General features: G+C 69.8%; 36 protein-coding genes. 35 read left to right on the top strand and 1 reads right to left on the bottom strand.

Features of this window, described 5'->3' with window-relative positions; genetic code table 11:
• The first annotated feature begins 17 nt into the window (after positions 1–17).
• The 19 genes from rplB (at position 18) to map (ending at position 10642) form a co-directional block, all read left to right on the top strand.
• Positions 18–857: a 50S ribosomal protein L2 gene (rplB, locus tag ACULK4_RS13870; protein ID WP_445966161.1), complete on the top strand. Its 840-nt coding sequence runs from the start codon at positions 18–20 to the stop codon at positions 855–857.
• A gap of 12 nt (positions 858–869) precedes the next feature.
• Positions 870–1151 (top strand): 30S ribosomal protein S19, encoded by a 282-nt coding sequence (gene rpsS / locus ACULK4_RS13865; RefSeq protein ID WP_445966160.1) that lies wholly within the window; start codon positions 870–872, stop codon positions 1149–1151.
• Positions 1152–1176: 25 nt separating this feature from the next.
• Positions 1177–1542 carry a 50S ribosomal protein L22 gene (gene rplV, locus ACULK4_RS13860; RefSeq protein ID WP_445966159.1) on the top strand — a complete coding sequence of 122 codons (366 nt, stop codon included), beginning with the start codon at positions 1177–1179 and terminating at the stop codon, positions 1540–1542.
• Positions 1542–2291, top strand: coding sequence for a 30S ribosomal protein S3 (gene rpsC / locus ACULK4_RS13855; protein ID WP_067948578.1), 750 nt, complete (start codon positions 1542–1544; stop codon positions 2289–2291). The genes rplV and rpsC overlap by 1 nt, the downstream gene beginning before the upstream one ends.
• A gap of 2 nt (positions 2292–2293) precedes the next feature.
• Positions 2294–2713: a 50S ribosomal protein L16 gene (gene rplP / locus ACULK4_RS13850; RefSeq protein WP_149161171.1), complete on the top strand. Its 420-nt coding sequence runs from the start codon at positions 2294–2296 to the stop codon at positions 2711–2713.
• Complete coding sequence (rpmC, locus tag ACULK4_RS13845) at positions 2713–3030, top strand: 50S ribosomal protein L29 (protein ID WP_445966158.1); 318 nt, start codon at positions 2713–2715, stop codon at positions 3028–3030. Before rplP ends, rpmC begins: the two co-directional genes overlap by 1 nt.
• Before the next feature lie 2 nt (positions 3031–3032).
• A complete protein-coding gene (gene rpsQ / locus ACULK4_RS13840; RefSeq protein WP_129233338.1) occupies positions 3033–3335 on the top strand; it encodes a 30S ribosomal protein S17 in 303 nt (100 codons plus the stop codon).
• Between the two features lie 33 nt (positions 3336–3368).
• Positions 3369–3737 (top strand): 50S ribosomal protein L14, encoded by a 369-nt coding sequence (rplN, locus tag ACULK4_RS13835; protein WP_445966157.1) that lies wholly within the window; start codon positions 3369–3371, stop codon positions 3735–3737.
• A gap of 2 nt (positions 3738–3739) precedes the next feature.
• The gene (gene rplX, locus ACULK4_RS13830; protein ID WP_445966156.1) at positions 3740–4099 is read left to right on the top strand and encodes a 50S ribosomal protein L24; all 360 of its coding nucleotides are present in this window, start codon (positions 3740–3742) and stop codon (positions 4097–4099) included.
• Positions 4099–4689: a 50S ribosomal protein L5 gene (rplE, locus tag ACULK4_RS13825; RefSeq protein ID WP_445966155.1), complete on the top strand. Its 591-nt coding sequence runs from the start codon at positions 4099–4101 to the stop codon at positions 4687–4689. The genes rplX and rplE overlap by 1 nt, the downstream gene beginning before the upstream one ends.
• 156 nt (positions 4690–4845) lie before the next feature.
• Positions 4846–5244, top strand: coding sequence for a 30S ribosomal protein S8 (gene rpsH, locus ACULK4_RS13820; RefSeq protein WP_067948566.1), 399 nt, complete (start codon positions 4846–4848; stop codon positions 5242–5244).
• 4 nt (positions 5245–5248) lie between these two features.
• Positions 5249–5785: a 50S ribosomal protein L6 gene (gene rplF, locus ACULK4_RS13815; RefSeq protein ID WP_445966154.1), complete on the top strand. Its 537-nt coding sequence runs from the start codon at positions 5249–5251 to the stop codon at positions 5783–5785.
• Between the two features lie 2 nt (positions 5786–5787).
• Positions 5788–6147, top strand: coding sequence for a 50S ribosomal protein L18 (rplR, locus tag ACULK4_RS13810; RefSeq protein ID WP_445966153.1), 360 nt, complete (start codon positions 5788–5790; stop codon positions 6145–6147).
• 44 nt (positions 6148–6191) lie between these two features.
• Positions 6192–6857: a 30S ribosomal protein S5 gene (gene rpsE, locus ACULK4_RS13805; protein ID WP_445966152.1), complete on the top strand. Its 666-nt coding sequence runs from the start codon at positions 6192–6194 to the stop codon at positions 6855–6857.
• Complete coding sequence (gene rpmD, locus ACULK4_RS13800; protein WP_067948559.1) at positions 6857–7042, top strand: 50S ribosomal protein L30; 186 nt, start codon at positions 6857–6859, stop codon at positions 7040–7042. Before rpsE ends, rpmD begins: the two co-directional genes overlap by 1 nt.
• On the top strand, positions 7042–7728 hold the full coding sequence (rplO, locus tag ACULK4_RS13795; RefSeq protein WP_445966151.1) for a 50S ribosomal protein L15: 687 nt from the start codon (positions 7042–7044) through the stop codon (positions 7726–7728). Before rpmD ends, rplO begins: the two co-directional genes overlap by 1 nt.
• 115 nt (positions 7729–7843) lie before the next feature.
• Positions 7844–9166, top strand: a complete 1323-nt coding sequence (gene secY / locus ACULK4_RS13790; RefSeq protein WP_445966150.1) for a preprotein translocase subunit SecY — start codon at positions 7844–7846, stop codon at positions 9164–9166.
• Positions 9163–9807 carry an adenylate kinase gene (locus ACULK4_RS13785; protein ID WP_445966149.1) on the top strand — a complete coding sequence of 215 codons (645 nt, stop codon included), beginning with the start codon at positions 9163–9165 and terminating at the stop codon, positions 9805–9807. Before secY ends, ACULK4_RS13785 begins: the two co-directional genes overlap by 4 nt.
• A gap of 52 nt (positions 9808–9859) precedes the next feature.
• Positions 9860–10642, top strand: coding sequence for a type I methionyl aminopeptidase (map, locus tag ACULK4_RS13780; RefSeq protein WP_501043389.1), 783 nt, complete (start codon positions 9860–9862; stop codon positions 10640–10642).
• 2 nt (positions 10643–10644) lie between these two features.
• Here map and ACULK4_RS13775 read toward each other — a convergent pair whose 3' ends face one another.
• A complete protein-coding gene (locus ACULK4_RS13775; protein WP_445966147.1) occupies positions 10645–12510 on the bottom strand; it encodes a BglG family transcription antiterminator in 1866 nt (621 codons plus the stop codon).
• 233 nt (positions 12511–12743) lie between these two features.
• Between ACULK4_RS13775 and ACULK4_RS13770 the strand changes: the two genes are divergently transcribed.
• From ACULK4_RS13770 to glmM, 16 genes are all read left to right on the top strand, one after another.
• Positions 12744–13052, top strand: coding sequence for a PTS sugar transporter subunit IIB (locus ACULK4_RS13770; RefSeq protein WP_445966146.1), 309 nt, complete (start codon positions 12744–12746; stop codon positions 13050–13052).
• 91 nt (positions 13053–13143) lie between these two features.
• Positions 13144–13410, top strand: a complete 267-nt coding sequence (locus ACULK4_RS13765; protein WP_445966145.1) for an HPr family phosphocarrier protein — start codon at positions 13144–13146, stop codon at positions 13408–13410.
• A 45-nt stretch (positions 13411–13455) separates the two neighbouring features.
• Complete coding sequence (gene ptsP / locus ACULK4_RS13760; RefSeq protein WP_445966144.1) at positions 13456–15141, top strand: phosphoenolpyruvate--protein phosphotransferase; 1686 nt, start codon at positions 13456–13458, stop codon at positions 15139–15141.
• 18 nt (positions 15142–15159) lie between these two features.
• Positions 15160–16746 carry a PTS mannitol transporter subunit IIBC gene (locus ACULK4_RS13755; RefSeq protein ID WP_445966143.1) on the top strand — a complete coding sequence of 529 codons (1587 nt, stop codon included), beginning with the start codon at positions 15160–15162 and terminating at the stop codon, positions 16744–16746.
• Positions 16747–16887: 141 nt separating this feature from the next.
• Positions 16888–17328 carry a PTS mannitol transporter subunit IIA gene (locus ACULK4_RS13750; protein WP_445966142.1) on the top strand — a complete coding sequence of 147 codons (441 nt, stop codon included), beginning with the start codon at positions 16888–16890 and terminating at the stop codon, positions 17326–17328.
• Positions 17325–18473, top strand: a complete 1149-nt coding sequence (locus tag ACULK4_RS13745) for a mannitol-1-phosphate 5-dehydrogenase (protein ID WP_445966141.1) — start codon at positions 17325–17327, stop codon at positions 18471–18473. The genes ACULK4_RS13750 and ACULK4_RS13745 overlap by 4 nt, the downstream gene beginning before the upstream one ends.
• 149 nt (positions 18474–18622) lie before the next feature.
• On the top strand, positions 18623–18844 hold the full coding sequence (gene infA, locus ACULK4_RS13740; RefSeq protein ID WP_011186713.1) for a translation initiation factor IF-1: 222 nt from the start codon (positions 18623–18625) through the stop codon (positions 18842–18844).
• A gap of 70 nt (positions 18845–18914) precedes the next feature.
• Positions 18915–19028, top strand: a complete 114-nt coding sequence (gene rpmJ / locus ACULK4_RS13735) for a 50S ribosomal protein L36 (protein WP_092668570.1) — start codon at positions 18915–18917, stop codon at positions 19026–19028.
• 135 nt (positions 19029–19163) lie between these two features.
• Entirely contained in the window at positions 19164–19544 is a 381-nt protein-coding gene (gene rpsM / locus ACULK4_RS13730; RefSeq protein ID WP_445966140.1) for a 30S ribosomal protein S13, read from the top strand.
• 33 nt (positions 19545–19577) lie between these two features.
• Positions 19578–19976: a 30S ribosomal protein S11 gene (rpsK, locus tag ACULK4_RS13725; RefSeq protein ID WP_067948536.1), complete on the top strand. Its 399-nt coding sequence runs from the start codon at positions 19578–19580 to the stop codon at positions 19974–19976.
• A gap of 179 nt (positions 19977–20155) precedes the next feature.
• Positions 20156–21142, top strand: coding sequence for a DNA-directed RNA polymerase subunit alpha (locus ACULK4_RS13720; RefSeq protein ID WP_445966139.1), 987 nt, complete (start codon positions 20156–20158; stop codon positions 21140–21142).
• Positions 21143–21187: 45 nt separating this feature from the next.
• On the top strand, positions 21188–21739 hold the full coding sequence (gene rplQ, locus ACULK4_RS13715; protein ID WP_445966138.1) for a 50S ribosomal protein L17: 552 nt from the start codon (positions 21188–21190) through the stop codon (positions 21737–21739).
• An 81-nt stretch (positions 21740–21820) separates the two neighbouring features.
• Entirely contained in the window at positions 21821–22765 is a 945-nt protein-coding gene (locus ACULK4_RS13710) for a tRNA pseudouridine synthase A (RefSeq protein ID WP_445966308.1), read from the top strand.
• Positions 22766–22903: 138 nt separating this feature from the next.
• On the top strand, positions 22904–23350 hold the full coding sequence (gene rplM / locus ACULK4_RS13705; protein ID WP_445966137.1) for a 50S ribosomal protein L13: 447 nt from the start codon (positions 22904–22906) through the stop codon (positions 23348–23350).
• A gap of 40 nt (positions 23351–23390) precedes the next feature.
• The gene (gene rpsI, locus ACULK4_RS13700; protein WP_445966136.1) at positions 23391–23876 is read left to right on the top strand and encodes a 30S ribosomal protein S9; all 486 of its coding nucleotides are present in this window, start codon (positions 23391–23393) and stop codon (positions 23874–23876) included.
• 21 nt (positions 23877–23897) lie between these two features.
• Positions 23898–25259 (top strand): phosphoglucosamine mutase, encoded by a 1362-nt coding sequence (gene glmM / locus ACULK4_RS13695; protein ID WP_445966135.1) that lies wholly within the window; start codon positions 23898–23900, stop codon positions 25257–25259.
• Positions 25260–25299 lie beyond the last annotated feature (40 nt).

Here is a 25299-nt window from a genome sequence, read left to right as displayed (position 1 = left end):
AGCAGAGGAAACTCACTATGGCTATTCGCAAGTACAAGCCCACGACCCCGGGTCGTCGCGGTTCGTCGGTCGCCGACTTCGCCGAGATCACGCGCTCGACGCCCGAGAAGTCGCTGCTCCGCCCGCTGTCGAAGTCCGGTGGCCGCAACAACCAGGGCCGCATCACCACCCGCCACGTCGGCGGCGGCCACAAGCGCCAGTACCGCGTCATCGACTTCCGTCGCAACGACAAGGACGGCGTGCCGGCCAAGGTCGCTCACATCGAGTACGACCCCAACCGCACCGCTCGCATCGCGCTGCTCCACTTCGTGGACGGCACCAAGCGTTACATCATCGCGCCGGACAAGCTCAAGCAGGGCGACCCGATCGAGTCGGGCCCCGGCGCCGACATCAAGCCGGGCAACAACCTGCCGCTGCGCAACATCCCGACCGGTACCGTCGTGCACGCCATCGAGCTCCGTCCCGGCGGCGGCGCGAAGCTGGCCCGCTCGGCCGGAGCGTCGGTGCGTCTCGTGGCGAAGGACGGCCCCTACGCGCAGCTCCGCCTGCCGTCGGGCGAGATCCGCAACGTCGACGCGCGCTGCCGCGCGACCGTCGGCGAGGTCGGCAACGCCGAGCAGTCGAACATCAACTGGGGCAAGGCCGGCCGCAAGCGCTGGAAGGGCGTGCGCCCGACCGTCCGCGGTGTCGCGATGAACCCGGTCGACCACCCGCACGGTGGTGGTGAGGGCAAGACCTCCGGTGGTCGTCACCCGGTGAGCCCGTGGGGTCAGCCCGAGGGCCGCACCCGTCGCCCCAACAAGGAGAGCGACAAGCTCATCGTCCGTCGTCGCACCGTCGGCAAGAAGCGCAAGTAGGAGTAAGAGAAGATGCCTCGCAGCCTCAAGAAGGGCCCCTTCGTCGACGAGCACCTGCTTCGCAAGGTGGACGCGGCGAACGACTCGGGTTCGAAGAACGTCATCAAGACGTGGTCGCGTCGCTCGATGATCGTGCCGGCCATGCTCGGCCACACGATCGCCGTGCACGACGGCCGCAAGCACATCCCGGTGTTCGTCACCGAGACCATGGTGGGCCACAAGCTCGGCGAGTTCGCGCCCACCCGCACCTTCCGTGGACACGTGAAGGACGACAAGAAGGGCCGCCGCCGCTGACGCGGTGGCGTGAAGGAGGAGAGAAATGGTGGAGTCGATCGCACGCGTGCGTCACATCCGCGTGACCCCCATGAAGGCCCGCCGCGTCGTCAACCTGATCCGCGGCAAGCAGGCACAGGAGGCCCTGGCCATCCTGAAGTTCGCACCCCAGGGTGCGAGCGAGCCCGTGTACAAGCTCGTCGCCTCGGCCATCGCGAACGCTCGCGTCAAGGCCGATGCCACGAACACGCACCTGGACGAGCAGGACCTCTACATCAAGCGCGCATTCGTCGACGAGGGCACCACCCTCAAGCGATTCCAGCCGCGCGCGCAGGGTCGTGCCTTCCGAATCAACAAGCGCACGAGCCACATCACCGTCGTGCTCGGCACGCCCGAGGAGGGTACGAAGTAATGGGTCAGAAGGTCAACCCGTACGGCTTCCGTCTCGGCATCACCACCGACCACGTGTCGCGGTGGTTCTCCGACTCGACGAAGCCCGGTCAGCGCTACGCCGACTACCTCGCCGAGGATGTCAAGATCCGTCGCCTGCTCCAGACGTCGCTCGACCGCGCGGGTGTCTCGCGCATCGAGATCGAGCGGACCCGGGACCGCGTCCGCGTGGACATCCACACGGCGCGTCCCGGCATCGTGATCGGCCGCCGCGGCGCCGAGGCCGAGCGCATCCGCGCCGACCTCGAGAAGCTCACCGGCAAGCAGATCCAGCTGAACATCCTCGAGGTGAAGAACCCCGAGGCCGACGCCCAGCTCGTCGCGCAGGGCATCGCCGAGCAGCTCTCCGCGCGCGTGGCATTCCGCCGTGCGATGCGCAAGGGCCTGCAGGGTGCGCAGCGCGCCGGCGCCAAGGGCGTCCGGATCCAGGTGTCGGGCCGCCTCGGCGGCGCCGAGATGAGCCGGTCGGAGTTCTACCGCGAGGGTCGCGTGCCGCTGCACACGCTCCGCGCGAACATCGACTACGGCTTCTACGAGGCCAAGACCACCTTCGGCCGCATCGGCGTGAAGGTCTGGATCTACAAGGGCGATATCACCAACAAGGAACTCGCCCGCGAGCAGGCCTCCCAGAAGCCGTCGCGCGAGCGCAGTGACCGTCCCCGCCGTGCGCCTCGTTCGCAGGAGCCGGCGGCCGCAGGAGTTGAGGCATAACCATGTTGATTCCCCGTCGAGTCAAGTACCGCAAGCAGCACCACCCCGGCCGTTCGGGCCAGGCCACCGGCGGCACGAAGGTCTCCTTCGGCGAGTTCGGCATCCAGGCCCTGACCCCCGCGTACGTGACGAACCGTCAGATCGAGTCCGCTCGTATCGCCATGACGCGTCACATCAAGCGCGGCGGCAAGGTGTGGATCAACATCTACCCCGACCGTCCGCTCACGAAGAAGCCCGCTGAGACCCGCATGGGTTCCGGTAAGGGCTCGCCCGAGTGGTGGGTCGCCAACGTCAAGCCGGGTCGCGTCCTCTTCGAGGTCTCGGGTGTCTCCGAGGAACTCGCTCGCGAGGCCATGACCCGTGCCATCCACAAGCTGCCCCTCAAGGCACGCATCATCAAGCGCGAGGAGGGCGACGCATAATGGCCGTCGGAACCAAGGAGCTCGCTGTCGTCGAGCTCGACACCTTCGAGGACGAGCGTCTCGTCGATGAGCTGAAGAAGGCCAAGGAGGAGCTGTTCAACCTGCGCTTCCAGGCCGCCACCGGTCAGCTCGAGAGCCACGGCCGCCTGAAGGCCGTCAAGCGCGACATCGCTCGCATCTACACGGTCATCCGTGAGCGCGAGCTCGGCATCCGTGCGACGCCGGCTCCGGTCGAGGCGCCCGCCGCGCCCGCCAAGAAGACGAAGAAGGCCAAGGCCGCGGATGACGCGGCCGAGGCCGAGACGAAGGAGGCCTGATCATGGCTGAGACCAAGAAGGCTGCGGCCGAGGTCGCCGAGACGGCCGAGCTCGTCCGCGGTTACCGCAAGGTGCGTCGCGGCTACGTCGTCAGCGACAAGATGGACAAGACCATCGTCGTCGAGGTCGAGGACCGCGTGAAGCACCCGCTGTACGGCAAGGTCATGCGTCGTACGTCCAAGGTCAAGGCGCACGACGAGCAGAACACCGCCGGCATCGGCGACCTCGTCGTGATCTCCGAGACCCGCCCGCTCAGCGCCACCAAGCGGTGGCGCCTCGTCGAGATCGTCGAGAAGGCCAAGTAAGCCGCAGGGCTTGCCTCTCAGAAGGAGTACGAAGTGATTCAGCAGGAATCCCGGCTCAAGGTCGCCGACAACACGGGTGCCAAGGAGCTGCTCACCATCCGCGTGCTCGGCGGTTCGAGCCGACGCTACGCGGGCCTGGGCGACGTCATCGTCGCCACCGTCAAGGACGCGATCCCTGGCGGCAACGTGAAGAAGGGCGACGTGGTCAAGGCCGTCGTCGTCCGCACCGCGAAGGAGACCCGTCGTCCCGACGGCTCCTACATCAAGTTCGACGAGAACGCCGCGGTGATCCTCAAGAACGACGGTGACCCCCGTGGCACCCGCATCTTCGGGCCGGTCGGCCGGGAGCTCCGCGACAAGAAGTTCATGAAGATCATCTCGCTGGCGCCGGAGGTGCTGTAACCATGGCGAAGATCAAGAAGGGCGACCTCGTCCAGGTCATCTCGGGCCGCAGCCAGGCTCGCGGCGGAGACCGCGGCAAGCAGGGCAAGGTCATCGAGGTGCTCGTCGACCAGAACCGCGTCGTGGTCGAGGGCGTGAACTACGTCACCAAGCACGTGCGCGTCGGCCAGACGCAGCGCGGAACGAAGACCGGCGGCATCGAAACGCACGAGTCGCCGATCCACGTGTCGAACGTGGCGCTCGTCGACCCCGAGTCGAAGAAGCCGACCCGTGTCGGCTTCCGCACCGAGACCGTGACGAAGGACGGCGTCGAGAAGACCGTCCGCGTCCGCTACGCGAAGAAGTCAGGTAAGGACCTCTGATGACCGACACCGCAACTGCCGCGCCGGCTGGCAAGATCCAGCCGCGCCTCAAGCAGAAGTACCAGACCGAGATCACCAAGACCCTCACCGAGGCCAACGGGTACGCCAACCCGCACCAGGTGCCGGGTCTCGTGAAGATCGTCGTCAACATGGGCGTCGGCGAGGCGGCCCGTGACGGCAAGGTCATCGACGGCGCGATCGCCGACCTGACCAGGATCACCGGTCAGAAGCCGCAGGTCACCAAGGCCCGCAAGTCGATCGCCCAGTTCAAGCTCCGCGAGGGCCAGCCCATCGGCGCCCACGTGACGCTTCGCGGCGACCGCATGTGGGAGTTCCTGGACCGCCTGCTCTCGCTCGCGCTGCCCCGTATCCGCGACTTCCGCGGCCTCTCGGACCAGCAGTTCGACGGCACGGGCAACTACACCTTCGGCCTCACCGAGCAGTCCGTGTTCCACGAGATCGACCAGGACAAGATCGACCGCGTCCGCGGCATGGACATCACCGTGGTGACCACTGCCAAGAACGACGACGAGGGTCGCGCGCTGCTCAAGGCGCTCGGCTTCCCGTTCAAGTCGACCGACAACGCGTAGTAGACTCTACGAGTTTGTGCCGCGGCTGGCCGGGCCCCTCGCGAGGTCCGGCCGGCACCCGGCATTCGGCGGTCCGCAACCGCGTGCCGCCACCACCACAGGTCAGTCCCCGTGTAACGGGTCCTGAAACCTGGTGAACGTTAGGAAACACACGTCATGACGATGACCGACCCGGTCGCTGACATGCTGACGCGCCTTCGCAACGCGAACTCCGCGCACCACGACTCCGTGTCGATGCCGCACTCCAAGCTCAAGGCGCACATCGCCGAGATCCTCAAGAGCGAGGGCTACATCGCCGGCTTCGAGGTCACCGACGCTCGCGTGGGCAAGACGCTCACGCTGCAGCTCAAGTTCGGCCCGAACCGCGAGCGCTCGATCGCGGGCATCAAGCGCGTCTCGAAGCCCGGCCTCCGCGTCTACGCCAAGTCGACCGAGATCCCCAAGGTGCTCGGCGGCCTCGGCGTCGCGATCCTGTCCACTTCCAGCGGTCTGCTCACCGACCGCCAGGCCGAGAAGAAGGGCGTGGGTGGGGAAGTCCTCGCCTACGTGTGGTAGATCCATGTCACGAATCGGACGACTCCCCATCGACATCCCCGCCGGTGTCGACGTGAAGGTCGACGGCCGCGCCGTCACCGTGAAGGGCCCCAAGGGCGAGCTCGCACTCACCGTGGCGCAGCCCATCGAGGTCAAGGTCGAGGACAACCAGGTCCTCGTCAGCCGCCCCGACGACGAGCGCGACTCGCGTTCGCTCCACGGCCTCACGCGCACCCTCATCGCAAACAACATCATCGGCGTGACCCAGGGCTACTCCAAGGGCCTCGAGATCGTCGGCACCGGGTACCGCGTCGCCCAGAAGGGCTCCTCGGTCGAGTTCGCGCTCGGCTTCTCGCACCCCGTGACCGTCGAGCCCCCCGCCGGCATCACGCTGACCGTCGAGGGCAACAACAAGATCACGGTCGCCGGCATCGACAAGCAGGCCGTCGGCGAGACCGCCGCCAACATCCGCAAGATCAAGAAGCCGGAACCCTACAAGGGCAAGGGCATCCGCTACGCCGGCGAGGTCGTGCGTCGCAAGGCCGGAAAGGCTGGTAAGTAATCATGGCCGTCAAGAGCAAGTCGGCTGCGCGTTCGCGCCGCCACACCCGGCTTCGCAAGAAGATCGTCGGCTCCGAGCTGCGTCCCCGCCTCGTGGTGACGCGTTCGGCCCGCCACGTCTTCGTGCAGGTCGTCGACGACAGCAAGGGCCACACCGTGGCATCCGCCTCGACCATGGAGGCCGACCTCCGCGCGTTCGACGGTGACAAGACCGCCAAGGCCAAGAAGGTCGGCGAGCTCGTCGCCGAGCGGGCCAAGCAGGCGGGCATCGAGTCGGTCGTGTTCGATCGCGGCGGCAACAAGTACGCCGGTCGTGTCGCAGCGATCGCCGACGGAGCGCGAGAGGCAGGGCTGAACCTGTGAGCACCGCAGCGAATGAGAACAAGGGCACTGTGAAGGAGACCGAGGTGACTTCAGAGGCACCCGTCGAGACGGCAGCTTCCTCCGAGCCGCCGCGCAATGAGCGCGAGGGTCGCCGCGGCGGCCGCGACCGCGGCCAGGGCCGCGACCGTCGCGAGCGCGACGCCGAGAAGAGCCAGTTCCTCGAGCGTGTCGTCACCATCAACCGCGTGTCGAAGGTCGTCAAGGGCGGTCGTCGATTCAGCTTCACGGCGCTCGTCGTCGTGGGTGACGGCAACGGCCTCGTGGGCGTCGGCTACGGCAAGGCCCGAGAGGTGCCGACCGCGATCTCGAAGGGCGTCGAGGAGGCGAAGAAGAACTTCTTCCGCGTCCCGCGCGTCGGCGCGACCATCCCGCACCCCGTGCAGGGTGAGGCCGCAGCCGGTGTCGTCCTCCTGCGTCCGGCCTCCGCCGGAACCGGTGTCATCGCCGGCGGCCCGGTGCGTGCCGTGCTCGAGTGCGCCGGCATCCACGACGTCCTGAGCAAGTCGCTCGGTTCGTCGAACACGATCAACATCGTGCACGCCACGGTCGAGGCGCTCAAGCAGCTCGAGGAGCCGCGCGCCGTCGCAGCCCGTCGTGGTCTCGACTACGACGAGGTCGCCCCGGCCCGTCTGCTGCGTGCCGAGGCCCAGGCGGCCGAGGCCGCCGCAGCAGCGAAGGCAGGTGCCTGATGGCCAAGCAGCTCAAGGTGACCCAGATCAAGTCCAAGGTGAGCGAGAAGCAGTACCAGCGCGACACGCTCCGCAGCCTCGGACTGAAGCGCATCGGCGACTCCGTCGTCCGCGAGGACACGCCGCAGAACCGCGGTTACGTGAAGACGGTCGCCCACCTCGTGAAGGTTGAGGAGATCGACTAATGGCCGACGACAAGAAGGCAACCGAGGAGACCCCCAAGAAGGCTCCTGCGAAGAAGGCCGCCGCGAAGCCGGCTGCCGAGAAGAAGGCGCCGGCGAAGGCCGCCGCCGAGAAGAAGGCGCCGGCCAAGGCCGCCGCCGCCAAGGCCGACGAGGCGAAGGCCGAGAAGGCCCCCGCCAAGAAGGCCCCGGCCAAGAAGGCCCCGGCCAAGAAGGCCCCGGCCAAGAAGGCCGAGGCCGACGTCGTGCGCGAGCCCGTGCTGAAGGTGCACCACCTGCGCCCGGCGCCCGGTGCCAAGAAGGACCGCACCCGCGTCGGACGCGGTGAGGGTTCGAAGGGCAAGACCGCCGGTCGCGGCACCAAGGGCTCGAAGGCCCGCAACAACATCCGCCCCGGCTTCGAGGGCGGGCAGCTTCCGTACCACATGCGTGCGCCGAAGCTGCGCGGCTTCAAGAACCCGTTCCGGGTCGAGTACCAGGTGGTCAATCTGGAGAAGCTGGCCGAGCTCTACCCCAAGGGCGGCGACGTCACCGTCGACGACCTCGTGGCGAAGGGTGCCGTCCGCAAGAACGAGCGCGTCAAGGTGCTCGGCAACGGCGACATCCAGGTGAAGCTCAACGTCGCGGTCGACAAGGTCTCCGGCTCCGCCGAGCAGAAGATCGTCGCCGCCGGCGGTTCGGTCAAGTAGCCGCTGCACCACCGAAGAGTTCGAGCCTGTCGGGACCTCGCGTATGATTCACGGGGGTCTCGACAGGCTCGAGCCGCATAACGACTGACTCCACGACGGAGCAACAGGAGGACGAGTGTTCAACGCCATCGGGCGGATCTTCCGCACCCCCGACCTTCGCCGGAAGATCGGGTTCACGCTGGGCATCATCGCCCTGTTCCGACTCGGCTCGTTCATCCCCGCGCCGTTCGTGGACTTCGCGAACGTCCAGCAGTGCCTGGCGGCGAACCAGGGGGCCTCCGGCCTCTACGAGCTCGTCAACCTGTTCTCCGGCGGCGCGCTCCTCCAGCTGTCGATCTTCGCGCTCGGCATCATGCCGTACATCACGGCGTCGATCATCACGCAGCTCCTGCGCGTGGTCATCCCGCACTTCGAGACCCTCTACAAGGAGGGTCAGGCGGGCCAGGCCAAGCTCACCCAGTACACCCGGTACCTGACGATCGCGCTCGGCGTCCTCCAGTCGACGACGCTGATCACCGTCGCACGGTCGGGCGCCCTGTTCCCGGCGAACTCGGACCCCGCGTGCACGCAGTTGATCACCAACGACGCCTGGTACGCGATCCTGCTCATGGTGATCACCATGACCGCCGGCACGGGCCTCATCATGTGGCTCGGCGAGCTCGTGACCGAGCGGGGCATCGGCAACGGCATGTCGCTGCTCATCTTCGTCTCGATCGCAGCGACCTTCCCCGGCTCGCTCTGGGGCATCGCGGTCTCGCGTGGCTTCGACACCTTCGCGGTCGTGCTCGCCATCGGCCTCGTGATCGTCCTCGCGGTCGTCTTCGTCGAGCAGTCCCAGCGTCGCGTTCCGGTGCAGTACGCCAAGCGCATGGTCGGTCGGCGCACCTACGGCGGCAACAACACGTACATCCCGATCAAGGTCAACATGGCCGGCGTGGTGCCCGTCATCTTCGCCTCGTCGCTGCTGTACCTGCCGGCGCTCATCGCCCAGTTCAACCAGCCCGCCGCCGGTGAGGAACCGCAGCCGTGGGTCGTCTGGGTCACGAACAACCTCACGCAGGGCTCGAGCCCGCTGTACATGCTCGTGTACTTCCTGCTCATCGTCGGGTTCACGTACTTCTACGTCGCGATCACGTTCAACCCCGACGAGGTCGCCGAGAACATGAAGAAGTACGGCGGCTTCATCCCGGGCATCCGCGCAGGCCGACCCACCGCCGAGTACCTCGACTACGTGCTCACCCGCGTGACCCTGCCCGGCTCGCTCTACCTCGGCCTCGTGGCGCTCATCCCGCTGATCGCGTTCGCGGTCGTCGGTGCCGACCAGAACTTCCCGTTCGGCGGCGCATCGATCCTCATCATCGTCGGCGTCGGGCTCGAGACCGTGAAGCAGATCGACGCCCAGCTCCAGCAGCGCCATTACGAAGGGCTCCTCCGATGACCCATCGACAGGCTCAGGGCGGCATGCACCCCGCACGGTCCGCCCGCTTCCTCATCGTCGGTCCCCAGGGCTCCGGCAAGGGCACCCAGGGCGTGCTCGTCGCCGAGGCCTTCGGTGTTCCGCAGGTCGCCACCGGCGACATCTTCCGCGAGAACGTCAAGGGCGGCACGGAACTCGGCAAGAAGGTGCAGGCCATCATCGAGGCCGGCGACCTCGTGCCCGACGAGCTCACCAGCGAGCTCGTGCGCGACCGGCTCGCCCAGGCCGACGCCGCGCACGGCTTCGTGCTCGACGGGTACCCTCGCAATCGCGGTCAGGTCGCGCACCTCGACGACTTCCTCGCCGAACGCGGCGAGTCGCTCGACGCCGTCCTGGAGCTCGAGGTCCCGCGCGAGGAGAGCATCACGCGCCTGCGCCAGCGGGCCCTCGACCAGGGGCGCACCGACGACACCGAGGAGATCATCGCGAACCGCCTCGCGATCTACGAGCGCGAGACCGCGCCGATCCTCGACGTGTACCGCGAGCGCGACCTCGTGCTGCGCATCGACGGCGTGGGCACGCTCGACGAGGTCACCGCGCGGATCTTCGACGCGCTCGCCGAGCGCGGCCTGGTTCCGAACGGCGCCGCCGGCGCCGCGTAGCCGCCGCGTGTTCCGTCGCCACCCGCTGAAATCGTCCGCCGAGCTGCGGGCGATGGTCCCGGCGGGGGAGGCGACGGCCGCCGCGCTTGCCGCGGTGCGCGAGCGACTCGTGGTCGGCGCGACCCCGCTCGAGCTCGACGCGGTCGCCGACGCCGTCATACGTGGCCGCGGCGGTCGGTCGAACTTCCGGCTCGTCCCCGGCTACGGCCACACCCTCTGCGTGTCGGTCGGCGGCGATGTCGTGCACGGCATCCCGGACGACCGCGCCTTCCGCCCGGGCGACCTCGTCTCGGTCGACGGCGGCGCCGAGGTCGGCGGATGGAACGGCGACGCCGCCTTCTCGGTCGTCCTGCCCGATCCGGACCGTCCCGACCTGGTCCGCACGAGGCAGGCGCTCGTCGACGCCGCCGACCGGGCGCTCTGGGCGGGCATCGCGCGCCTCGCGAGCGCACGCCACCTGAACGAGCTGGGCGAGGCGATCGAGGCGTCGGTCGCGGCATCCGGCCCCTACTCGATCATCGAGGGCTACGGCGGCCACGGCATCGGCCGCACGATGCACGAGGAGCCCACGGTCTACAACCACGCGGTGCGCGGGCGCGGACCGCGAGTGCAGCCGGGCCTCGTCGTCGCGATCGAGCCGATGGTCGTGGCGGGCAGTCCCGACACGTTCGTGCGCGACGACGGCTGGACCGTCGCCACGTCCGATGGTGCGGACGGGGCGCACGCCGAGCACAGCGTCGCCGTGCACCGTGGCGGGATCTGGGTGCTCACCGCGCCCGACGGCGGAGCGGCCGGGCTCGCGCCGTTCGGCGTGACGCCAGTGCCGATCGGCTGAGCTCAGCGCGCCATGAGCACCGAGAGCTCGGCGAGCAGCCCGGGGTAGTCGACCGCGCCGCGCACGAGCCGGCGCACGTTCTCCGGGTCCGAGAACGCCTCGACGAACTGGTCGAACACCGCCTGGAACTCCGCGCGACCGGACTCGGCGAACGCGATGAGCGCCACGACGTGCACCTCGGCCCCGCCCCACGCGATCGGGCGCTCGTCGATGGCGATCGCGATGGCGCTGCGCTCGGCGGTCATCGTCATCGCGTGCGGAACCGCGAGCAGGTCGGTGAAGGCCGTCGACGACATCCGCTCGCGCTCGAGCACGCCGTGCACGTACGTCTCGTCGATGACGCCCGCGGCCATGAGCCGGTCGCCGAGGAGCCGGATGACGTCCTCGCGGTCGCGCCCGCCGACGCCGCGCACGAACAGGTCGGGCCCGATCGTCCGGGTCAGCGTCGAGGCGAGGCGCGCACGGCGTCGCCCGCGCCGGATCCGTGCCAGCTCCTGCCGGATGCGCTCGACGTCGTCGGTCGTCGGGAACGGCGGAACCGCGACCACGGACGGGTGCGGCACTCGAGGCGGAAGCACCGAAACCACGAGATCGGCGTCGTCGACGTACGACGAAGGGTCGTCGAGCGACGCGGCACCGCCGACGACGATCTCGACGTCGTCGCCGAGGCCGCCCCGGAGACGGTCGAGAAGCAGCTCACGGGCGTCGTGGTACTCCGGCGCGATCACCGTGACGCGCACCGCGTCGCCGCGCGACCGCGTCCGCTCGAGCGCCGCACCCAGGTGCATCGCGAGGTAGGCGATCTCGTCGTCGTTCACCGTGATGCCCTCGAGGCGGCCGAGTTCCGACGCCAGGAAGACCGCGAGGTCGTAGATGAGCGGGTAGGCGGCCTTGATCGAGGCCGTGAGCGGGTTGCGGGAGTAGCTGTGCTCGGCCGCGCGCGCGGCGAGGTTGTCGACGTGCAGCGCGAGCCGCTCGAGGAACTCGTCGTCGCCGAGCTCGACCAGCCAGTCCTGCGAGATCCGCGCCACGATCCCGCGCAGCACGTCGACGCGTGCCGGGCCCTCGCGGCGCGTGGCCGCGCGCGTGCCGATGAGGCGCGCGAGGTGCTCGAGCTCGGCCGGCGGCAGGCGCACGCCGAACTCCTCGCCGACCAGTTCATCGACGAGGGCCACCAGGGCGTCCGAGGCCGTCGCGGCATCCGCCCGCTCGAGGGTGCGGTCGCGCGAGACCCGGTCGACCGCGATCGCGACATGCAGCAGCACGTCGTCGAGCGCGTACTCGTTGGGCGCCCAGCCGGCATCGCGCAGCCCCGCGAGCAGGCCGCGCCGGAACCCGTCGACCGTCGGGAAGCCCGCCCTCAGGGTGCCGAGGTCGCTGATGCCGCGACGCCCTTCCTCGCGCACGAGCGATCCGACGAGCCGGCGCATCGCGGTCTCGGGACCGGTGAGCCGCACGACATCGCCGTCGCGCTCGAGTGCGAGTCCGGTGCCCTGCAGTCGGGTGCGCACGCGCCCGAGGTCGGACTCGAGGGTGGACTCGCTCACGTGCATGCGCTCGGCGGCCTCGAACACGTCGAGCCCGTCGGGCGCGTCGACGAGGTCGCGGATGAGGCGCGAGCGGCGGCCCTCGGGCCCGGCGTCGGCGGCATCCGCGCGCTGCCGGACCCGACGCGCCCACGCCGCACGGTCGAGGCGGTAGCCGTCGGGCCCCGACTCGACCACGGGTTCGCCGCCCTGGTTCGCCTGCGCCGCGTACGTGCGCACGGTGCGGGTCGTGACGCCCAGCCGGTCGGCGAGCCGGGCTGCGGTCGTCCAGCCGTCGGCGTCGGCGAGGGCCTCGACGAGGCGCTCCCACTTCTCCGGCACGTCAGCTCGCTTCCGATCCAGCACTCCGGCCGCACCGCGCACTCGCGTCGGGGCCGGTGCAGACAGTCAACCACCCCCGGGCCCTCCGGACAGCGGATGCCACGGAACTTCCGGGGGTGCGGAAGCAGGTCTGTTGGTCGCGCGGACCCGATCGCGAGCAGACTCGGGGTTGTTCGCGGCATCCGCCGTGACCGATCGAAGAAGACCGGGCAGGCCGGGCGAGGAGGCACGCGATGCGGATCGTCGTGGTGTGCGGAGCAGGAGCGTCGAGCACGTTCGCCGCGCTGCGGATCCGCCGGGCCGCCGAGGCGCGCGGCATCGACGTCAGCGTGCGTGCCGCCGGCGAGCAGACGCTCGCCGCCGAGCTCGCCGACGCCGACGCGCTCCTCGTGGGCACGCATCTCGCCGAGCGGCTGCCGTCGCTCGAGCAGGACGCGGCAGCGGCATCCGTGCCCGTCGCGGTGCTGCCCGGCGAGACCCGCACGCTCGACGGCGACGCGGCGCTCGACCTCGCGATCGCGATCATCGGAGAGCGGGCATGAACGCCCCCACGCCGCGCAAGCCTGTTCCCTGCGCGGACGCACGGGTCTATGGTGAACACGGGAACGGACGCCAGCGACGGAGGCCAGGAACATGGTGGAACGCACTGTTCGAGTCGGATCGAGCCACGGACTGCACGCCAGGCCGGCCAAGCTGTTCACCCAGGCCGCCGCAGGATCGGGATCGACGGTCACCATCGCGAAGAACGGTGGCACTCCAGTCAACGCGGCGAGCATCCTCGCCGTCATCGCGCAGGGCATCGACCACGGCGACGAGGTCACCGTGGCGGTCGACGGGGGCGACGAGCAGCGCGTGCTCGACGAACTCATCGAGCTGCTCAGCACCGATCACGACGAATAGCCCGGGGCATCCGTCGCCCATCGAAACGAATCGGAGGGGCGAGTGATGGAGTTCAGAGGCACGGGGATCGGCCAGGGCGTGGCCGTGGGACCGGTTGTTCGGATGGCCGAGCGGTTGCCGGAACCGGTGGACCGACCGAGCCACCTCGACCCGGCACGCGAGGAGGAGCGCGCCCGCGCGTCGCTCTCCGTCGTGGCCGAGGACCTGCAGCGCAAGGGTGCGCAGGCCGGTGGCGCCGCGCGCGACGTGCTCGAGGCGCAGGCCATGATGGCCGAGGACCCGACCCTGATGGACGACGTCGTCAAGCGGCTCGGCGACGGCAAGACCGCCGAACGCGCCGTGTTCGAGGCGTTCGCCGCGTTCCGCGACCTGCTGGTCTCGATGGGCGGGTACATGGGCGAGCGCGCCGCCGACCTCGACGACGTGTCGCAGCGCGTGGTGGCGCACCTGCTCAAGGTCCCCGCGCCCGGCGTGCCGAATCCCGGTCACCCGTTCGTGCTGGTGGCCCGCGACCTCGCTCCGGCCGACACGGCCCTGCTCGACCTCGGCCAGGTGCTCGGCCTCGTCACGGTCGACGGCGGCCCCACCTCGCACACCGCGATCCTCGCCCGCGAGAAGTCGATCGTCGCGGTCGTCGGGGCGACGGATGCCGCGACGCTCGCCGACGGCGACACGGTCGTGGTCGACGCGGCCAACGACCTCGTGGTGCAGGGCCCGACGCCCGAGCAGGTCGCCGAGGTGAAGGAGCGCATCGCCGAGCGGGCCGCCCGAGCGGCCGCGCCGGTCACGCCGGGCGCACTCGGCGACGGCACCCCGGTGCCCCTGCTGGCCAACCTCGGATCGGCCGACGGCGCCGAGGAGGCGCTCGCGCTCGGTGCCGAAGGCGTCGGACTGTTCCGGACCGAGTTCCTCTTCCTCGACGCGAACAGCGCGCCGTCCGTCACCGAGCAGCAGGCGCAGTACACCCGCATGCTCACCGCCTTCGCCGGCAAGAAGGTCGTCGTGCGTGTGCTCGACGCCGGCGCCGACAAGCCCCTGTCGTTCCTCAACGACGCGCCCGAGGAGAACCCGGCCCTCGGCCTCCGTGGCATCCGCGCGCTCCGGCACTCCGAGGTGATCCTGCGCGAGCAGCTCACCGCGCTCGCCGCGGCCGACGCCGCGACGGACGCCGACCTGTGGGTCATGGCGCCCATGATCGCGACCGTCGAGGAGACCCGCTACTTCACGACCCTGTGCGACGAGCTCGGCATCAAGGTCGCCGGCGTCATGGTCGAGACACCGTCCGCCGCGCTCATCGCCGAGCACATCCTGAAGGTCGCCGACTTCGCGTCCATCGGCACGAACGACCTCACGCAGTACACGATGGCGGCCGACCGCCTGCTCGGCACGGTCGCCAACCTGCAGGACGCATGGCATCCGTCGGTGCTCCGCCTCGTCGGCCACGTGGGCGACGCGGGTCGGATCGACGGACGCCCCGTCGGCATCTGCGGCGAGGCCGCAGCCGACCCCCTGCTCGCCGTGGTGCTCGTCGGCCTCGGCGCCACGAGCCTGTCGATGTCCCCGTCGGCACTCGCAGACGTCCGCGCCTCCCTCGCGCGGTACACCCGGGAGGATGCAGAGCGCATCGCCCGGGCAGCCCTGGCCGCAGAGGGAGCGGCCGAGGCGAAGCAGGCGGCACAGGAGGCCGCCGACGCATCCGCACCCATCCCCACCGGCACGACCGTGCCGTGACCTGCACTGGAGGCAGCCATGACGACGACGTCAGCTGAGGCGAAGCGACCCGGGGGAGCCCGCGTCCACGTCCAGAGATTCGGAACCTTCCTCAGCGGCATGATCATGCCGAACATCCCCGCGCTCATCGCGTGGGGCATCTTCACCGCGTTCTTCATCCCGGTCGGGTGGACCCCGAACGCCGACCTGTCGACGATCGTCGGGCCGTTCATCCACTACCTGCTGCCGATCCTGATCGCGTACACGGGCGGCCACATGGTCTACGGCGTGCGCGGCGGCGTCGTCGGCACCATCGCGACGTTCGGCGCCATCGCGGGATCGGACCTGCTCATCGCCCAGGAGAACGCGACGCTGCCCGAGGACAACCAGCTCGGCCAGATCCACATGTTCATCGGCGCGATGATCCTCGGCCCGCTCGCGGCGTGGACCATGAAGCGCCTCGACGCGCTCTGGGACGGCAAGATCAAGGCCGGCTTCGAGATGCTCGTCAACATGTTCTCGGCGGGCATCTGGGGCTTCGTCATGGCGATCGTCGGCTTCTACCCCGTCGCCTGGTTCGTCAACGGCCTCATGAACGTGCTCGGGGCGGCGGTCAACTGGCTGGTCGAGACGAACCTGCTGCCACTGACCAGCATCATCATCGAGCCGGCCAAGGTGCTCTTCCTGAACAACGCGATCAACCACGGTGTGCTCACCCCGCTCGGCATCACGCAGGCCGCCGAGGAGGGCAAGTCGATCCTGTTCCTGCTCGAGGCGAACCCCGGCCCGGGCGTCGGGCTGCTGCTCGCGTTCACCTTCTTCGGCATCGGAGCGGCGAAGGCGTCGGCACCGGGTGCGGCCGTGATCCAGTTCTTCGGCGGCATCCACGAGGTGTACTTCCCGTTCGCGCTGATGAAGCCCATCCTGATCCTCGCGCTCATCGCGGGCGGCATGACGGGCGTCACCACGAACATGCTCTTCGACGCCGGGCTCCGCGCGCCGGCGGCACCGGGCAGCATCTTCGCGGTGCTTGCACAGACCGCGAGCGACAGTTACCTCGGCGTCATCCTGTCGGTGATCCTCTCGGCGACCGTCACGTTCGTGATCGCGGGGATCATCCTGCGGGCCACGCGTCGTCGCGACCTCGCGGCCGAGGCCGACCGGTTCGCCGCGGCGGTGTCGCAGACCGAGGCCAACAAGGGCAAGTCGTCGGCGGCCATGGACGCGCTGCGTGCCCGGACCGCGAGCGAGGAGGAGGCCGAGGCGGCGCTCGACCGGCTCGAGACCGAGGCGGAGACGGGCGGGCAGCTCCAGGGCGGCATCGTCCCGACGCACCCGGTGCACAACGTCGTCTTCGCCTGCGACGCCGGTATGGGTTCGTCGGCGATGGGCGCGAGCGTGCTCCGCAACAAGATCAAGAAGGCGGGCATCGAGGATGTCACGGTGACCAACAAGGCCATCGCGAACCTCGACGCATCGGCCGACCTGGTCATCACCCACCAGGACCTGACGGAGCGCGCCAGGCTGCAGTCGCCCGACGCGATCCACGTGTCGGTCGACAACTTCATGAACTCGCCGAAGTACGACGAGATCGTGACGATGATCCAGGCGGAGGGCGTCCGCTGACGACCACCCGACCCGGATGATGCGACGCCCGAGGCGCGGCCCCTCCACGGAGGCGGCCGCGGCTCGGGCGGTCGTGCGAGTGCGGCGCGGCATCCGTCGGCACCACCACCACGATGAGGCGATGAGGAAGAAGGAACACCCATGACCGACCAGATCCTTGCCCCCGGCGACGTGCGGATCGTGCCCGGAAGCGCGACCCGCGACGACGCGATCCGCGCGGCGGGCGCCGTGCTCGTCGACAACGGCGCGGTCGACGCGGCGTACGTCGACTCGATGCTCGAGCGCGAGGGGAGCGTGTCGACCTACATGGGCAACTGGCTCGCCATCCCGCACGGCACGAACGAGGCGAAGGGGCTGATCAAGCGGTCGGCGCTGTCGCTGCTCCGCTACGAGGAGCCGGTCGACTGGGGTGGCGAACCGGCCCGGTTCGTCGTCGGCATCGCCGGGCTCGGCGACGAGCACCTCGACATCCTCTCGCGGATCGCGATGATCTTCTCCGACGAGGACGAGGTCGGGAAGCTCCTCGCGGCACGGACCTCCGACGAGATGGTCGCGCTGCTGTCCGAGGTGAACGCGTCGTGAAGGCCGTCCACTTCGGCGCGGGGAACATCGGGCGGGGCTTCATCGGCCTGCTGCTGCACGACGCCGGCTACGAGGTCGTGTTCGCCGACGTCAACGCCGAGCTCATCGACGCGCTCGCGGATGCCGACCGGTACATCGTGCACGAGGTGGGCGGGGGTGCGCGGGACCGGGTCGTCGACCGGTTCCGGGCGATCAATTCCCAGACGGATGCCGCGGCGCTGGCCGCCGAACTCGCCGACGCCGACGTGCTCACGACCGCGGTCGGCCCGAACATCCTGAGGTTCATCGCGCCGCATGTGCTGCAGGCCCTGCGCGACCGTTCGCCCGAGGCGGCGCCGCTCGCCGTGATGGCGTGCGAGAACGCGATCGACGCGACGAGCCTGCTGCGCGACGAGACCGCGAAGCTCGCGGGCCCCGACGAATGGCTGGACCTCGAGCGTCGGGCGGTGTTCGCGAACACGGCGGTCGACCGCATCGTGCCCGGGCAGCCCGGCGAATCGGGGCTCGACGTCACGGTCGAGACGTTCTCGGAGTGGGCGATCGAGCGGCCCCCGTTCGGCGATGCCCCGCCGCCGATCCCGGGCGCCCACTTCGTCGACCGCCTCGCGCCGTACATCGAGCGCAAGCTGTTCACGGTGAACACGGGCCACGCGTCGACGGCCTACTTCGGCTTCCTCTCCGGGCACGAGCGCATCGCGGAGGCGCTCGCCGACCCGGCCGTCGCCGCGCGCGTCGAGCGGGTGCTCGAGGAGACGAGCGCGCTCATCGTCGCCAAGCACGGCTTCACCGAGGCCGAGCAGGCGGAGTACCGGGCCACGATCCTGGGCCGGTTCCGCAACACGGCGCTGCCCGACACGGTCGAGCGGGTGGGACGCCAGCCGCTGCGCAAGCTGAGCCGCCGCGAGCGGTTCATCGCGCCGGCCGCCGAGCTCGTCGAGCGCGGGCTGCCGGTCGACGGCCTGCTCGACGCGGTCGGGGCGGCGCTCGGCTTCGACGTGGCCGCCGACCCCGAGAGCGTCGAGCTGCAGCAGCGACTGCGAACGGATGACGCGGAGACCATCGTGCGCGAGGTGTGCGGCGTCGAGCCGGGGCATCCGCTGCACGGGCGACTGGTCGCGACGGTGGCCCGGCGGATCGCAAGCTGACACGCGGCCGACTGGCGAACCGACTCGGATTCGCCTATAGTTGACCCTTGGTGTTTTGCACGCCCGCTTCGGCCTGCCCGATGGGCTGACCGAGGTCGTGCATCATCATCGCACGACCGAATACCCAAACTCCAAGCGATAGTGAGGCTATGGCCAAGAAAGACGGCGTCATCGAGATCGAAGGCTCGGTCATCGAGGCACTCCCGAACGCGATGTTCCGGGTTGAGCTGACCAACGGGCACAAGGTGCTCGCCCACATCTCCGGAAAGATGCGCCAGCACTACATCCGCATCCTCCCCGAGGACCGCGTGATCGTGGAGCTGAGCCCGTACGACCTGACCCGCGGCCGCATCGTCTACCGCTACAAGTAAGGGCTGTTCGGAAAGTAACGGCCCGCGGCATCCCGCGGGCACGAGGACAGCGAACTAAGGAACCACGACTGTGAAGGTCAACCCCAGCGTCAAGCGCATCTGCGACAAGTGCAAGATCATCCGCCGCCACGGCCGCGTCATGGTGATCTGCGAGAACCCGCGCCACAAGCAGCGCCAGGGCTAGTCGTCCGCGTCGACGCGAACTGAATACGGCACTTCCACGAACTCGCACCCATGGGGCGCGGGGGACACCCTCGGACGGAGGCCGAGGCACCGGAAGTGCTCCACACCTCCGACACATCCAACAGGAGAAGCCACCATGGCACGTCTGGCAGGAGTCGACATCCCGCGCGAGAAGCGCGTGGAGATCGCACTGACCTACATCTACGGCGTCGGCCGCACCCGCGCGCTGCAGACGCTCGCGGAGACCGGCATCGACGGGAACATCCGCGTCCGCGACCTCACCGACGAGCAGCTCGTCGCCCTCCGCGACCACATCGAGGGCGCCTACAAGGTCGAGGGCGACCTCCGCCGCGAGGTGGCCGCCGACATCCGCCGCAAGGTCGAGATCGGCTCGTACGAGGGCATCCGCCACCGCCGCGGCCTCCCGGTCCGCGGCCAGCGCACCAAGACCAACGCTCGTACCCGCAAGGGCCCGAAGCGCACCGTCGCCGGCAAGAAGAAGCCGGGCCGCAAGTAACCGCTCGCGCCAAAGATCTAGGAGACACATCACATGGCAGCACCCAAGGCGGCTACTCGCAAGCCGCGTCGCAAGGACAAGAAGAACGTCGCCGTGGGCCAGGCCCACATCAAGTCGACCTTCAACAACACCATCGTGTCGATCACCGACACGAACGGTGCCGTGATCAGCTGGGCCTCGTCCGGCGGCGTGGGCTTCAAGGGCTCGCGCAAGTCCACCCCGTTCGCCGCGCAGCTCGCCGCCGAGTCGGCCGCGCGCCAGGCGCAGGAGCACGGCATGAAGAAGGTCGACGTCTTCGTCAAGGGCCCGGGCTCGGGCCGCGAGACGGCGATCCGCTCGCTCCAGGCCGCGGGTCTCGAGGTCGGCAGCATCAACGACGTGACGCCCCAGGCGCACAACGGATGCCGCCCGCCCAAGCGTCGCCGCGTCTAGCACTCCCACCGTTGGTCGAGTAGGGCGCCTGCGCCCGTACCGAGACCGCATGCGGCATCCGCCGGTCTCGATACGGCCCTGACGGGCCTACTCGACCAACGACACGTTCTCTCACACAACTCAAGATCCTCGAACTCGCAGGTGTCATATAGCGGACACCCTGCCGAAAGGAATCACCAGTGCTGATCGCACAGCGTCCGACGCTCACCGAAGAGAACATCTCGGAGTTCCGTTCGCGTTTCGTGATCGAGCCCCTCGAGCCGGGCTTCGGTTACACCCTGGGGAACTCCCTCCGTCGTACCCTCCTCTCCTCGATCCCCGGCGCGGCCGTGACGAGCATCCGCATCGACGGCGTGCTCCACGAGTTCTCGACCGTCCCGGGCGTGAAGGAGGATGTCACCGAGATCATCCTCAACATCAAGAACCTGGTCGTCTCCAGCGAGCACGACGAGCCCATCACCGCCTACCTGCGCAAGCAGGGCGCCGGTGAGGTCACCGCCGCCGACATCTCCGCTCCGGCGGGCGTCGAGGTGCACAACCCCGAGCTGGTCATCGCGACGCTCAACGACTCGGCGAAGTTCGAGCTCGAGCTCACGATCGAGCGCGGTCGCGGGTACGTCTCGGCCAGCCAGAACCGCAACGAGTACTCCGAGGCCGGCCAGATCCCGGTCGACTCGATCTACTCGCCGGTCCTCAAGGTCACCTACCGCGTCGAGGCGACGCGTGCGGGCGAGCGCACCGACTTCGACCGCCTCGTGGTCGACGTCGAGACCAAGTCCGCCATCTCGCCGCGCGACGCGATCGCGTCGGCCGGTCGCACGCTGACCGAGCTGTTCGGCCTCGCCCGCGAGCTCAACAGCGCCGCCGAGGGCATCGAGATCGGCCCCGCGCCGGTCGACGCCGTGCTCTCGAGCGAACTGTCGATCCCGATCGAGGACCTCGACCTGTCGGTGCGCTCGTACAACTGCCTCAAGCGCGAGGGCATCAACACGGTGTCCGAGCTCGTGGCCCTCTCGGAGTCGCAGCTGATGAACATCCGCAACTTCGGCCAGAAGTCGGTCGACGAGGTCAAGGACAAGCTCACCGAGATGGGCCTGTCGCTGAAGGACTCGGTCCCCGGCTTCGACGGCGCCCACTTCTACACGGGCTTCGAGGACGAGAACTAAGCAGGCCCCGGGCCGCACCAACCCCCCAACACTGGAGATACCACCATGCCGAAGCCCACGAAGGGCCCCCGCCTCGGAGGCGGACCCGCGCACGAGCGCCTGCTGCTCGCCAACCTCGCGGCCGCGCTGTACACGCACGAGCGCATCACGACGACCGAGACCAAGGCCAAGCGCCTCCGTCCGCTCGCCGAGCGCCTGATCACATTCGCCAAGCGCGGCGACCTGCACGCCCGCCGTCGCGTGCTCGCCGTCATCGGCGACAAGTCGGTCGTGCACAAGCTGTTCACCGAGATCGCGCCGCAGGTCGCCGACCGCGAGGGCGGCTACACCCGCATCACCAAGATCGGCAACCGCAAGGGCGACAACGCGCCCATGGCGGTCATCGAGCTCGTCCTCGAGCCCGTGACCCCGAAGGCCCGTGCCGCGAAGCCGGCCGCCGCCGCGCCCGCGGAGGAGCCCGCCGCCGAGGAAGCCCCGGACGAGGTCGTGACCGAGTCCGAGGCCGCCGTCGACGAGGCCGCCGGTTCCGAGGCGTCGGCCGAGTCCGACGAGACCCCGGCCGCGACCGAGGAGACCGAGGAGACCGCCGCGAAGTGACCTTCGCGCTCCCGCTCGCCGAGAGCCCCGGTGCATCCGCACCGGGGCTCTCGCGCATCTAGGCTGGGGTCCGTGAGCGACGTGACGAAGGCGACCGACGCGATCGCCGCAGGCGAGGCGGATGCCGCGGCATCCGCCGTACGACTGCGACTCGACCTCGCCTACGACGGCACGGCCTTCGCGGGCTGGAGCCGTCAGCCCGGCCTGCGGACGGTGCAGGGCGCCGTCGAGCACGCGCTCGCGACGCTGTTCCGACGCGAGGGCGTCGTGCCGCGACTGGTCGTCGCCGGCCGCACCGACGCGGGGGTGCACGCGACCGGGCAGGTCGCCCACGTCGACGTCGACGAGCGGGCGTTGCTCGCGGTCACCCGCCCTCGCCGCGGGGCGGCAGGGGGAGGCGTCCCGACGGACGCCGGTGCGGTGCTGGTGCGGCGGCTGCGCGGCATCCTCGGCGCGGCCGGCTCCGATGTGGTCGTGCGCGCGGCCCGGTACGCTCCGGACGGATTCGACGCCCGGTTCTCGGCCGTGTGGCGCCGGTACGAGTACCGCATCGCCGACGCCGACGCCGAGCACGATCCGCTGCAGCGCCACCGGACCGTCTGGTATCCGCGGTCGCTCGACGTCGAGGCGATGGACGTGGCCGCACAGACGCTCGTGGGGCTCGGCGACTTCGCCGCGTTCTGCAGGCCCCGGGAGGGCGCCACCACGATCCGGACGCTGCAGTCGTTCCGCTGGCGCCGCGCCCGCGACGGCGTGCTCGTCGCATCGCTCCAGGCCGATGCGTTCTGCCACTCGATGGTCCGAGCGCTCGTCGGCTCCGGGGTGGCCGTGGGGGAGGGGCGGCTCGGCGTCGAGGACCCGGGCGTGCTCATGCACGCACGCACGCGCACGAGCGCGTTCAAGGTGCTGCCGGCGAAGGGCCTCACGCTGACCGAGGTCGGATATCCGGCCGACGAGGACCTGGCCGCTCGGGCCGAGCAGACGAGGGCACGTCGCGAATTGCACCTGGACGGCGTCGTCGGCTAGGATTTCCCTTTGGTGCCGTCGACTGCGTCGGCATCCGATGTTGAGCCCTCCACCGTGGCGTTCGCCTCGCATCGCGAGCGAACTCCCGACCGGAGTGGGATTCACGAACCCCTCACTCGATCAGAAAGCAGCACTACTGTGACGCGCACCTACACCCCGAAGGCGAACGAGATCCAGCGCGACTGGGTCGTCATCGACGCCACCGACATCGTGCTCGGCCGCCTCGCGAGCCACGCCGCGGCCATCCTCCGCGGCAAGCACAAGCCGATCTTCGCGAACCACGTCGACACCGGCGACCACGTGATCATCGTCAACGCCGAGAAGGTGGCACTCACCGGCCAGAAGCTCGAGCAGAAGAAGGCCTACCGCCACTCCGGCTACCCGGGCGGACTCAAGGCCGTCGGCTACGCCGAGCTGCTCGAGAAGAACCCCGTCCGCGCCGTCGAGAAGGCGATCCGCGGCATGCTCCCGAAGAACTCGCTCGGTCGGGCCCAGCTCAAGAAGCTGAAGGTCTACGCCGGCCCGGAGCACCCGCACGCGGCTCAGCAGCCGAAGCCGTACACCCTCACCCAGGTCGCCCAGTAAGCCCCGGCGCCGACGCGAAAAGGATTCGAAAGACATCACCATGGCGAAGATCGCAGACCAGATCGACCAGGCTCCCGAGAGCTACACCACCGAGTCGGCCCCCGAGGCCGCGCCCGCTGCCGCCCGCCCCGTGCTCAACGTCTCGGGCTCGGCCGTCGGCCGCCGCAAGCAGGCCATCGCCCGCGTGCGCGTCGTGCCCGGCGCCGGCACCATCACGGTCAACGGCCGTGAGTTCGCGGACTACTTCCCGAACAAGCTGCACCAGCAGCTCATCACCGACCCGTTCACCGTCCTCGAGCTCTCGGGCTCGTACGACGTGATCGCGCGCATCACCGGCGGCGGCCCCTCGGGCCAGGCCGGCGCGCTGCGCCTCGCGATCGCCCGTGCGCTCAACGAGATCGACCGCGAGAACAACCGTCCGACCCTGAAGAAGTCCGGCTTCCTCACTCGCGACGCCCGCGTCATCGAGCGCAAGAAGGCCGGTCTCAAGAAGGCCCGCAAGGCGCCCCAGTTCTCGAAGCGCTAAGCGCGAGAACGGGTCTCCCCGATGCCTCGGCTCTTCGGAACCGACGGGGTCCGGGGCCTGGCCAACCGTGAACTCACGGCTGACCTGGCCCTGGGCCTCGCCCAGGCCGCTGCCGCAGTCCTCACGCAGGGCCGGCACGCCGACGAACTCCGCGCCGCGGGCCGCCGCCCCGTCGCGGTCGTGGCGCGCGATCCCCGCGTGTCCGGTGAGTTCCTCACCGCCGCCGTGTCCGCCGGGCTCGCCAGCTCCGGCGTCGACGTGCTCGACGCGGGCGTCATCCCGACGCCGGCCACCGCGTTCCTCATCGACAGCATCCGCGCCGACTTCGGCGTGATGATCTCCGCGTCGCACAACCCCGCGCCCGACAACGGCATCAAGTTCTTCTCCTTCGGCGGCACGAAGCTGCCCGACGAGGTCGAGGACCGCATCGAGTCCTACCTCGGCCGCCAGAAGCTCGCGCCCACCGGCGACGGCGTCGGTCGCGTCCGCCGCTTCGCCGACGCGGAGGACCGCTACGTCGTCCACCTGCTGGCGACGCTGCCCAACCGGCTCGAGGGCCTGAAGGTCGTGCTCGACTGCGCCCACGGCGCCGCCGCGGGCGTCTCTCCCGAGACGTTCCGCGACGCGGGTGCCGAGGTCGTCGTCATCGGCGCCGATCCCGACGGCATGAACATCAACGACGGCGTGGGCTCCACCCACCTCGAGCCGCTGCAGCGCGCGGTGCGCGAGCACGGCGCCGACCTCGGCATCGCGCACGACGGCGACGCCGACCGCTGCCTCGCCGTCGACGCCGACGGCAACGTGGTCGACGGCGACCGCATCATGGCGATCCTCGCGGTCTCGATGCAGGAGCGCGGCACGCTCACCGACGACACCCTGGTCGTCACCGTGATGTCCAACCTGGGGCTGAGGCGCGCGATGGCCGAACGCGGCATCCGCGTGGTCGAGACGAAGGTCGGCGACCGCTACGTGCTCGAGGCCCTCGCCGAGGGCGGTTTCGCGCTCGGCGGCGAGCAGTCCGGGCACGTCATCATGAGCGAGTTCGCAACCACGGGCGACGGGGTCCTCACCGGGCTCCACCTCGCCGCCGAGATGGCCCGCACCGGCAGGACCCTCGCCGAGCTGGCATCCGTCATGACCGTCTACCCGCAGGTCCTCGTCAACGTGCGCGACGTCGATCACCACGCCATGGCCGACGACGCGGAGATCGCCGCGGCGGTGCGCGCCGCCGAGGCCGAACTGGGCGACACCGGCCGCGTGCTGCTGCGTCCGTCGGGCACCGAGCCGATGGTCCGCGTCATGGTCGAGGCGGCCGACCAGCAGGTCGCCGAGGCCCACGCCGAGCGGCTCGCCGCGATCGTGCGCGAGCGGCTCGCGAACTGACGCTCGGCCGAACGGCCTTCGCCGCGGCATCCGCCCGCCC

The sequence above is a fragment of the Agromyces selenitireducens genome (genome assembly GCF_052748465.2).
Note: the sequence above shows the minus strand (reverse complement) of the source record. Positions and strands in the feature narration are given on the sequence as shown.